Annotated in this window: 8 protein-coding genes; 4 read left to right on the top strand and 4 right to left on the bottom strand. The window is 33.3% G+C overall.

Annotation, left to right across the window (positions count from 1 at the left end):
- The first annotated feature begins 416 nt into the window (after positions 1–416).
- Both D8M03_RS16340 and D8M03_RS16335 read left to right on the top strand, forming a co-directional pair.
- Positions 417–884, top strand: coding sequence for a competence protein ComK (locus tag D8M03_RS16340; protein WP_170148480.1), 468 nt, complete (start codon positions 417–419; stop codon positions 882–884).
- Between the two features lie 158 nt (positions 885–1,042).
- A complete protein-coding gene (locus D8M03_RS16335) occupies positions 1,043–2,716 on the top strand; it encodes a DUF5050 domain-containing protein (protein ID WP_147404835.1) in 1,674 nt (557 codons plus the stop codon).
- A gap of 46 nt (positions 2,717–2,762) precedes the next feature.
- On the opposite strand, the gene D8M03_RS16330 is transcribed toward D8M03_RS16335, so the two are convergent.
- A complete protein-coding gene (locus tag D8M03_RS16330) occupies positions 2,763–3,758 on the bottom strand; it encodes a hypothetical protein (protein ID WP_121215862.1) in 996 nt (331 codons plus the stop codon).
- A 248-nt stretch (positions 3,759–4,006) separates the two neighbouring features.
- On the opposite strand from D8M03_RS16330, the gene D8M03_RS16325 reads away from it, so the two are divergent.
- Positions 4,007–6,463, top strand: coding sequence for an S-layer homology domain-containing protein (locus tag D8M03_RS16325; protein ID WP_121215861.1), 2,457 nt, complete (start codon positions 4,007–4,009; stop codon positions 6,461–6,463).
- A gap of 84 nt (positions 6,464–6,547) precedes the next feature.
- Here the strand turns inward: D8M03_RS16325 and D8M03_RS16320 are convergent, their stop codons facing one another.
- Positions 6,548–7,135, bottom strand: coding sequence for a transposase (locus D8M03_RS16320; protein ID WP_121215860.1), 588 nt, complete (start codon positions 7,133–7,135; stop codon positions 6,548–6,550).
- Between the two features lie 327 nt (positions 7,136–7,462).
- Between D8M03_RS16320 and D8M03_RS17820 the strand changes: the two genes are divergently transcribed.
- Positions 7,463–7,606 (top strand): hypothetical protein, encoded by a 144-nt coding sequence (locus D8M03_RS17820; RefSeq protein ID WP_170148479.1) that lies wholly within the window; start codon positions 7,463–7,465, stop codon positions 7,604–7,606.
- A 106-nt stretch (positions 7,607–7,712) separates the two neighbouring features.
- Here the strand turns inward: D8M03_RS17820 and D8M03_RS16315 are convergent, their stop codons facing one another.
- Positions 7,713–9,185: a carbon starvation CstA family protein gene (locus D8M03_RS16315; protein ID WP_121215859.1), complete on the bottom strand. Its 1,473-nt coding sequence runs from the start codon at positions 9,183–9,185 to the stop codon at positions 7,713–7,715.
- Between the two features lie 423 nt (positions 9,186–9,608).
- Positions 9,609–10,097, bottom strand: a complete 489-nt coding sequence (locus tag D8M03_RS16310) for a hypothetical protein (RefSeq protein ID WP_121215858.1) — start codon at positions 10,095–10,097, stop codon at positions 9,609–9,611.
- Positions 10,098–10,598: the final 501 nt, after the last annotated feature.

Raw genomic sequence — 10,598 nt, 5'->3', positions numbered from 1 at the left:
CAAGTGTCGTAACTATTACTGGTGATTCGTACCGTCTTAAGCAACACCTCGAACCAGTAAACGAGTAATTTTGTACACCCTTAAACAAGCATAAATGTACATATTAACGTTGACATTTATAGCTCCATCATAAGATGATTTTTGAAATCCTTCGAACAGGCTATAGGGGAGATAGTTTTGTGCGATTTATGAAATTTCATAGATAAGTTTCTAGAAAAAAATGCAGAAATTTAGAAAATAATAGCTTTTTTCCAAGAAATTTTTATTGGAAATATTTACAAAGGTGAGTATATATTTTAGAATATTCAGTAAATGGAGGTGTGTTTATAGAATAGATCAAACTAGTTGCTCATTGGAGTTTCGTGTCTTATGTGAATGAATAGTATAAGAATTTTATTTTTGAAAGGGGAATGAAATTGAAAAAAACAATGCAAAAAATTTTGATGTTGAATGAAACACTATGCCTTGTTCCTCATTATGAAGGTAAGATCTCTTCTATTATTTATACAAAGGACGAGTCCTTCAAATTTGAGGAAAAAGTTGAAACGATAATTAATTCGTACTGCTTACAATTTGCCTCTAATTTACAAGGGAGAATACAAGCTTCACGTGAACGATTTAGCTTTATCAAAAACCCCCCAATCGTCATTTCCGAACTCAATACAATTGTAGCCATGCAATTACCTGTACTGCACTATCCTGAAAGCATGTGGATTCTTGATTTAAGTTTCAATGTTGAAAAAACAAATAAGCAAAGTGTAATCGAATTCCATAACGGTTTGAATTTTAAAATACCTTTATCCAAAAATGCGGTCATGGATAGGAAAAGAAACGCTTACCAATTGGTAGTTGAATGCTTAAATATCCAAAAGAAACAGAAATAGTGTATTACATAATGAAAACGCTTTCGTAAATCATTTTATATAATGTAAAATCTTGTTGAGTTTTTCCTTTTATATCTATTAAATGGTAAAAGATAGATATAGTATAAATCTACCTGTTATAATAATCCTAAAATATTCATAGGAAGAAGGTGCCTATTTTGAGGACTATTGTAAAAATATTGCTCAGCTTTCTGATTGTATTTTCGCTCGGGTTTTCAGTAGCGATAGAAACGACAGATGCAGCTGAGCAGCAATGGGTTGAAATCTCTAGTAAAACGACAACAGATTTAAAGAAACCTTGGACAATCACATTTTCAAAAGAGGTCGATAAAAATACCGTTAATCTATCAAACATCTATGTAATAGATTCAAAGGGTTTAACTTTAGACATTAATAAGCCTGTTGTGAGTGGAAAACAAATTGTCATTTCACCAAAACAATCCTACATAGCTGGGGAAACGTATACATTATATATAAAAAATATTAAGTCGACTTCAGGTTTAACGTTAAAAGATACAAAATTCACATTTAATGTATTGCAAACAAACAACCCACCAAAAGTAGTAAAGGAAATCCCGAATCAAACCACAACTGTTGGCCAAAGCATTTCGATTAATTTAAGTGATTACTTTGTAGATGAAGACCAGGATGATACATTAGCATTTTTAGCTACAAAAGGGAAAATCACTGGGGCTAATTGGATTTATGAAGCTGCTGAAAAGGGTGTCGAGTCTGTTTCGATAACTGCAAAGGATAAAGCAGGTAAGGCGATAAAAAGTACATTTACGATTACAGTTAAAGCAACACCAAATACATTATATAGTACAATTTATAATGCCTTAGTGAATGTACAGCCAGAAGCGGATGTTAGCCAATTTACAACGGATAGTGATTTAGCAATCGATACTTTAAATCAAATATTAGGTGATCATCCAGAAATATTTTATTTCCAAGATGAAGGAAGTTTGTTCTGGAGTAATGGTAAATTTGAATTTAAATATCGTTATCCAAAATCAGAAATTCTTTCGATGAATAATCAGCTTGAACAAGTAGCAAACAAAATTATTTCTCAAAATATTTCACCTGGTATGAGTGACTTTGAGAAAGTAAAGGCGATTCATGATTATGTAGTGTTAAATACTGCATATGATTCTGAAAACTATTTGAGAGATTCTATTCCAGAATCATCTTATCATATTGATGGTGTGCTTTTAAAAGGGATAGCTGTTTGTGATGGTTATTCTAAAACAATGGTTTATTTATTGAATAAAATAGGGATTCCGGTCCTTTACGTTTCAGGTAGTGCAGGAGGGGACTTGCATTCGTGGAATAAAGTTCAAATCGATGGCATTTGGTATAGCTTAGATGCCACTTGGGACGATCCAACGCCAAATAAAGAAGGTTATGTTCGATACAAATACTTTTTAATTCCTGATAGTTTATTAGATGATGACCATAATTGGGATGATTCAGAATTCCCGGATGCGACAGATTCAAGATACTTATTTATGACGGATATGTGGGATTTTGATTTGTATGAGGATCAATACTTCTACAGCAGTGATGCAGATGATATTAATATTTATAAAATAAATAAAGATGGCACAGGTAAACAAAAGATTTCCAATGAACGTGCGAATGAATTAGTTGTATACAATGGTTGGATCTACTTTAGTAACTACTCACGAAGCGGTTACCTTTATAAAATGAAAATAGATGGAACTCAATTAACACAAATAAATGATTTTATTATATCGAACCTCGAAAGAAATGGATCGACTCTAACGTATACAAACAAGCAAGGTCAGAAATTTACTTATGAGATGAATTAAATAGGAAAGGAGGCAACCCATTTGGAGCGAGTTGTCTCCTTTTTGTTTAATGCTTATAAATTAAATACCCCTTCGAAATAGGATCATAGAATAATATCTCTGTTTTCGATGCAGCAATTGGCAATAAACTTTCATCTGTTTCTAACACTTCATTCGTTTTTAAATCGTATATTTGCGTTGCTTTTACTTTTGTATGCGAGTTATCCGTGTTCCAAGCAATTACGATGTTCCCCATAAATACAATATCTTGGTTCACCGAATCTCCCTCTGGAACAATTGAATAATCAAAGGTTTCTTTTGTTGCGATATTGTAGATGTAAACAGAGCGATCTGTGGATAAGTTTGAGTTATTGTACCAATACGCAATGTATTTTCCGTTTGTTTTCACGAATTCCCCATCAAATGGCAATCGAATTTTGTTTTTTAAATTTTTCGCGCTAACATAATAAACCGCTTCATTTAACTCCATCAAACTTGTGCTTGGCACTGTGTAGGTAATAATATCACCTGATATATGCGCGGAGCCAACTGAAGCCTCCAGTTTCGTCTTCTTTTTTGACTTGTTGTCGTAATACCATAGTTCATGTCCTTTAATTACGTTATCCACCGTATAAATGAGCCCAGTAGAAGAAGCCCCCTGTAACGTAATTTGGCTTTTGTTAAATACAAGCTCACTCAAAGTACCCTTAGCAATGTCAAATTTCATAATTCGATAGTTTTGCTCACTTATTCCTGCAGTTTCGTAAGTTGAAAATACTATGCTTTGATCGACGAGTTTTATATCTTTCACTTTTGTATATTTGGACATCTTTGATAGTTTCAAACTAGACTGCTTATTCGATTTACGATTTAAATAGACGATTTCTACATTCGGTGCTTTTGTTCCAACAATATACGATTCATTTAACTCATAAGGGACAAATTTTACATTCAAATCTGCGAGAGTACCAGATTCCTGTGCAGCTGATGCAAAAGTTGGAATTACGAGAAGTGACAAGAGCATAATAAAGGACATTAAAATTTTCGTGAGTTTCTTATTCATTCGATTCTCCTAAATGATTTCCTGAAGTACTATATGTACCCGGTACACAAACAATTCTGACAATTGTATACAATTTAATGTGAACGAACTCGTTTTTTTACATTTATGTAACATTATCGTGCTTATTGTTACTTTTTTATCATTTCTATTATTTTCCTATATAAAATGATAGATTTATATTATAAACTTATTTTTGGTTAGAATTCACTTTAACTATAAAAATCTACCGAAAAGGGGATAATTTATTAATGAATAATAAAAATTTGAACAAGTATTTTAAAGCAGGAGTTGCTGCTGCAGTTGTAGTTTCTAGTGGGGTTGTTGCGGCACCAATCGTATCACACGCTGAGGAAACTCAGGCTACTATTTCATTTACAGATTTAACAACAAAAAACCAATATTATAATGACATAATGAACTTGGCTCAACGTGGAATTATTAAAGGATTCCCAGATAACACATTTGGTACATATAAAGAAATTACACGTGGACAAGCAGCAAAAATTCTTGCCAAAGTCTTAGAACTAGATACAGAGAATGTAACAGATCCAGGGTTCGTTGACGTTAAAAAAGATAATGAATACTATGGTGCAATTGCTGCTCTACATAATGCTGGAATTATTAATGGTTATTCAACAGACAACACATTCCGTATGGGTGAATTAATTACGCGTAACCATATGGCAAAAATGCTAGCAATCGGTTTTGGTTTTGAGGCAAAAAGCACGGCACCATTCACAGATATGCATGATTACTATAAAGATTTTATTTCAGCATTATACGAAAATGGCGTGACAACTGGTAGAACGTCTACAACTTTTGATGGCTTATCCCATGTAACACGTGGTCAGATGGCAGCTTTTGCTGTGCGTGCAGAAAAAATTAAAAAAGAAGTAACTTTTACTGTAACTGATATTGAAGCAACGAAAATTGTTACGTCAGAAGGCGAATTTAAGACATCTCTGCCTATCTTTAACGAACAAAACGCTGAAGCTTTAGAAGGTGCAGAAGTAAAAGCTGTTATCTCAAAAGGTGAAGTAAAATCTATTAAAACATTAACTTTAAATAATTCAGGTTCAGAGGAAAATCCTATTGTCCTAGATGGTAAAAACTCAGTAATTGATGGTTCTTTAACAGTAAATGCAGACTTTACTTCTCTAAAAAATATAACTGTTAACCAAGATGTCATTTTAACAAGTGCTGTATCTAATAGCTTTGATGCAAATGGTTTAGACATTAAAGGTGAATTAGTGATTTCTGAGGGTGCTCAAGCACAATTAGCTTCTTTAAATATGGTTGCTAGCTCTGCGAATGGTCCCAAAATTAACTTAACAAACTCAGCAGTTAAAGCAATCAATGCAAAACGAGACAATGTTGTTATCACATCAAACAGCAAATTAACAGAAGTAAAAGTAGCAGCTAACGTAAAATCTATTGAAATGAATGCAAATGTTGGCACAATATCAGTAAGTGGATCTGAAGCACTTCAAATTATAGGTTCAGCATCTATTGATAATGTAAATGTACAACAAGCTACACAACTGGCTTTAGATGTAACAGGATCAGTAAAACAACTTGAAATAGTGAATGCTAATGCAAAAGTGTCTCTTGGAGAGAATGCAAAAGTTGAAAAATTAGTTGTTCCAACAGATTCAAATATTTCTACTATTATTAATGACTATGAAACAGTAAAAGGAAACATTGAGCAAGTTATTGATAATTCAGGTACTGTTATTGAGTCTCCTGGAAATGATGGAGGTAATACTGGAACACCGGGTAATGGTGGTACTCCAGGAAACGGTGGAGGAAATAACTCCGGTGAACAAGATGCAATTAAACCGGAATTAGTAAGTATTAGCCCGGTATCTGGTACTGATGTAGAGCTTGCACATGACGAGACATTTAAACTAGTAGTCAAAGCAAAAGATGAAAACTTACGTGAATTAGAAGTGGATCATAACTTAGCACTACCAGAGTTCAGCGTATATGCAAGTGAGGAAAACCCATATGGAACAGATGAATTAAAAGCAGCATTTGAAGCTCAAGGGGTTAAAGTAACATATAAGGCTGAAACACAAACATGGACAATTGACTTTGGTGCAGTGGTAACAGATGCAATTGCTAAAAAAGGAACTGTGAAATTCTTCTTAGTAATAAGAGACGAAGCTGGCAATCAGTTTGGAAATATGGATCCGACAACAGCAGAAAACACATTTATCTATAACGTAACAAAAGCTCCAAAAATCTCTATTAGTGGACTTCCTACTGAAGCGGTTACAACTGAAGGGAAAATTACTGAGGATGCAAACGGACGTATTACTGAATTTAATACAGATAATAGAACACCAATCATGGTGTCCCTTAAAAAAGGTAGCTTGGACTATGCAAAAGTACGAGTGGTTGTTGAAGGTCTAAATGAAGGTATACAACTAATAGCTCAAGATACAACAGGGGCATGGTACAATATTGTTAAAACTGGTTGGGGTCCTGTACAAGGTTTCCCATTAATAGATGCAGAAACACCAGTATACGTAGTAGTAAATCAAGCTGGCTTATATGAAGGCGCAATCAAATTAATTAATGTTGAAAATGGAAGTGTAATTACATCTACTAATACGCAAATACAAGCGGAAGACCCAGTTTCTACAACATTAAATTTGGATCAAGATTTTATTATCGAAAACGGTGTAGCTAAGTTCAACTAAATAGCTGTACCCGGTACAAAAACAATTCTGACAATTGTATACAATTTAACCGAGTTCAATCTTTGAGAGATTGAACTCGGTTTTTTATGTTTTGAGTGTAAGTTCGATTTCATCTTCTTTATTTGTTTCGCAATATTCGAAGTAATGTTCTTTGGTTTGGAGATACGGATAAATAAAACAATCATAAAGTGGCTTAGTATCGAAGAATGGATATGGGCAAGGTTGATTGTGTTTATAAAATGCATAGCTGCTATAGCGATAATGTTCAAGTTTATGAACAATTGGGGTTGTTGTATTAATAGGGTTTCGATGAATATATCTACTAACCCTAATCATTGAGTTAGGAGTTGTGATTAATTCCGAATAGTATCTTTTCTCATATAGATGGCCAGTATAATGATATTTCTTTCTAAAATAATCTCCATAACGATGATTAATAATTCTCATCACTTTACCTAGCGGAACTTCTGGTGATTGTAGTAATAAGTGATAATGATTAGACATTAAACAATAAGATGTGATGATAAAAGGATATTTCTCGTAGGTATAGGAAAGCACACGAAAGAATTCTATAAAGTCTCGATCACAAAGAAAAATATTTTGGCGATTATTACCTCGGGAAACAACATGATTAAATACATCAGGATGCCATATCCTTTTCTTCCTTGGCATAACTTAAACTCCTTCCTTATTAAACTTTGAAAATCTGTAGAAAAATTAATGCAATAGCTTAATATAAAAATATTCTTCTAATCATTTTGTGTCTATCTCTGTATATTTTCCAAATAGTATCAAATTGCAAATTTAATGTACGAATCACACCTAAAATAAAAAAATAGTATAATAATCTGCCTCAAAAAAATATTTTGAATATATTTTTGGTGAATTGTACATAGTTTTCAGAATTGTTTGTGTACCGGGTACATTATTAAAGCAAAGTATAAATTCCAATGAATTTCTTATACTGAAAACGATACTTTTAAAAAGGAAGGGATACCTTTGGAAGAGACAAAATTTGCAGAACTAAATCAAGAACAACTCAAGGAAATAAAACAACTAGAGGATAAATTAGAAGTAACTTTAATAGCTTATGACAATGCTGTATTAGAGAATCAAAATAGCTTTGGTAATACATTAGAATAAACATTTCTCGGCTTTTATACAACATATAAAAAGGCGTGGGAGCTCCCACGCCTAAACAAATTGTATAAAGTTTTCAGAATTGTTTGTGTACCGGGTACACTAATTTCTAATTCTTTTCAGAACCAGCTGCCACTTGATACCCAGATACATCTTCATCAAGTAAGAAGGATGTGCCGCGTTTTTTGTGTGCAGAGATGAAGAAGACTGCTACAAGAGCGATTGTAGCAACTGAACCACCAATATAGGATGCATTTAGCGGTATTCCGAATCCCATTGTTGGTTCAAATAAGATATATACAATAACCATATACGTCATAAAGATTGCAGGAACGGTAGCAATCCAGTGATTTTTCTTAGCTAGGAATAAATACATCGCTCCAACCCATAATGCAATGACCGCAGTTACTTGGTTTGCCCAAGAGAAATATTGCCATAAGATTTGGAAATCAATTTTTGTTAATGCATAAGACATAATGAAGAGTGGAATTGCAATCCACAAACGGCTTAGTAACTTAGCTTGGCCAAATTTAAAGTACTCAGCAATAATCATACGTGCTGCGCGGAATGCAGTATCTCCAGAAGTAATTGGTAAAACTATAACTCCTAAAATGGCAATTGTTCCGCCAATTGAACCCATCATTAACAATGATACTTCGCTAACAACCGCTGCAGGACCACCGGCAGCTAGTAATTCGTTTAAACCACCATATCCATCAAATAGACTCATAGCAGCAGCAGCCCAAATCATGGCGATAATCCCTTCAGCAATCATCATACCGTAGAAAATTTTACGACCTTGTTTTTCATTTTGAGTCGTACGAGAAATAATTGGTGTTTGCGTTGCATGGAAACCAGATAATGCACCACAAGTAATAGTAAAGAATAATAATGGGAAAATCGGTAATTCTTTTGGATGCATATTCGTGAACGTTAATTCAGGAATTGGTGCTCCTGTAAAAATTAAACCTAAACCGATTCCAAGAGCAGAAATTACTAAAACTGCACCGAAATAAGGATAAAGTCGACCGATAATTTTATCTACAGGTAAAAGTGTAGCTAAAATATAATATAAGAAAATTACACCAACAATGATAGTTAATGTAGATGCATCACCTTCTAGTAAATTATTAATTAACATCGCAGGTGATGATACGAAAACTGTTCCAACTAATAACAATAATAAAAGAGCAAAAACATTTACTACATGTTTCATGAATTTCCCTAAAAACTTCGAAACAAGTTCCGGAACATGAGCGCCTTTGTTTCGGATTGAAATCATCCCAGTTAAATAATCATGTACTGCCCCAGCGAAAATACATCCAACTACAATCCAAATGAATGCAACTGGGCCATATAATGCTCCTGCAATTGGACCGAATACTGGACCAGTACCAGCAATATTTAATAATTGGATTAGTGAGTTTTTCGGAGTGGACATCGGAATATAATCAACTCCATCCGCATTCACGTACGCTGGAGTTGGTCGATCTGGCTTTTCACCAAATACCTTTTCAACATATTTGCCGTAAGTAAAATAACCGACAATTAATAAAGCAATACAGACTAGAAAGGTAACCATTCTGTTAGCCTCCAATACTATTTAAATTTTCACAATATTTACTATAATAATGATGTTATCACATTATGTTATAGAACAGCAATAACTTTTATATAACAGTTAAGTAATCTTTTAAGTCTTGTCTAATTAATATGAAACTTCCTTATATAATAGAAGAAAATCATTAAGAGAGTGTCCATCTTTGTGATTTTAAAATATCCGAAAAGCATAAACTTAAAGTGAAAGTGGGAAATTCTCCTTATCAAATGTGAGGGAGTATGAGGCACGATAATTCGTGGTACAGAGGTTTTTTAGCAATACTGCTCCAATTCAATACTATTATAATAGAAGAAAATGCTGAAAATACATGCGTTAGTTGAAATTGTAGTAAGTTTTCAGAATTGTTTGTGTACCGGGTACACAAACAATTCTGAAACATTTAATTTAAGCCAAGAATGGTTTCTTCATCATGATAAGTCCGTAAATCATAAAGAACAGGCCACCTGTGATGAAAGTAAGAACGACAAATAGGATGGCTTTTCCTGAATCAGCAGTCCATCGATAAAGTATACGGTACATGTAGTAAATTGCAATGATCATCATTGCAATGGATGCTAAGAACCCGATGATTGGAATGATCGACACAATGGCGAGTACGAAATAAATAATGGTAAATTTAATTGCATCCTTTTTGATTTCTTCCAATGTTGTTTTAGTCGAACCTAATGCAAATAATACATATACATTTAAAAGCGGAATCCATGACCAAAAGGCAATGTCCTGTAATCCATTAGTTTGTGCTGTTTTATAATAAATAATTGCAGTTAAGATATAAGCTAAAATTGCAAAGAGTATGATAAATATCCCGAATGTAACAAGTAGTCCCCCAAGAAACAAATCTAACTCAGCTGGATAACTGTCGTATGAAGACATCTTTTCAACACCTCCCTATAAATTTTCATCCTATGATGAATTTCGATAGTAGTATATGTTTCCATAATCCGATTTATATGTTCCTGATGTTTTAAATTTTTTAAAGTAAAAAGTCTGAATATTTCGGATGAAGGGTGCATAAGTGACAAAAAATTACAATTTAATCTATTTTTTTATGAAATAGTACAAAATCAAATCGTTGTTCTTTTATTAAAGAAGTGATAGACTAAAATTGTAAAAGAATATTTCCTCTATAACTATATTTTTACAGTAGTGCAAGGAAAATAGGTTGGTAGCCCAATAACAAGAGCACAAGTTATCACACTTGTGCTCTTGTTATTTTTGGTTAAATGAAAACCCCCTGCTATGCAGGGGGTTCTAAAAAGCTTTTAGCTATGGACAAAAAAAATACTCCAATCGTACAATAATATATGGTCTGGTCAACCAATTATGTACGAAAGGAGATCCATATGGATAATAAAAGTTTAGCACATACAACAT

Origin of the sequence: Ureibacillus endophyticus (genome assembly GCF_003628435.1) — a bacterium.
In the GTDB taxonomy this organism is placed as follows: Bacteria; Bacillota; Bacilli; order Bacillales_A; family Planococcaceae; genus Ureibacillus; species Ureibacillus endophyticus.
This window is presented reverse-complemented; position numbering and strand designations above follow the sequence as displayed.

Bases quoted from the DNA above. Each gene is read 5' to 3' on its own strand.
- D8M03_RS16320 (WP_121215860.1), bottom strand. From the start codon at position 7,135: ATGCCAAGGAAGAAAAGGATATGGCATCCTGATGTATTTAATCATGTT.
- D8M03_RS16330 (WP_121215862.1), bottom strand. From the start codon at position 3,758: ATGAATAAGAAACTCACGAAAATTTTAATGTCCTTTATTATGCTCTTG.
- D8M03_RS16310 (WP_121215858.1), bottom strand. From the start codon at position 10,097: ATGTCTTCATACGACAGTTATCCAGCTGAGTTAGATTTGTTTCTTGGG.
- D8M03_RS16315 (WP_121215859.1), bottom strand. From the start codon at position 9,185: ATGGTTACCTTTCTAGTCTGTATTGCTTTATTAATTGTCGGTTATTTT.
- D8M03_RS16325 (WP_121215861.1), top strand. From the start codon at position 4,007: ATGAATAATAAAAATTTGAACAAGTATTTTAAAGCAGGAGTTGCTGCT.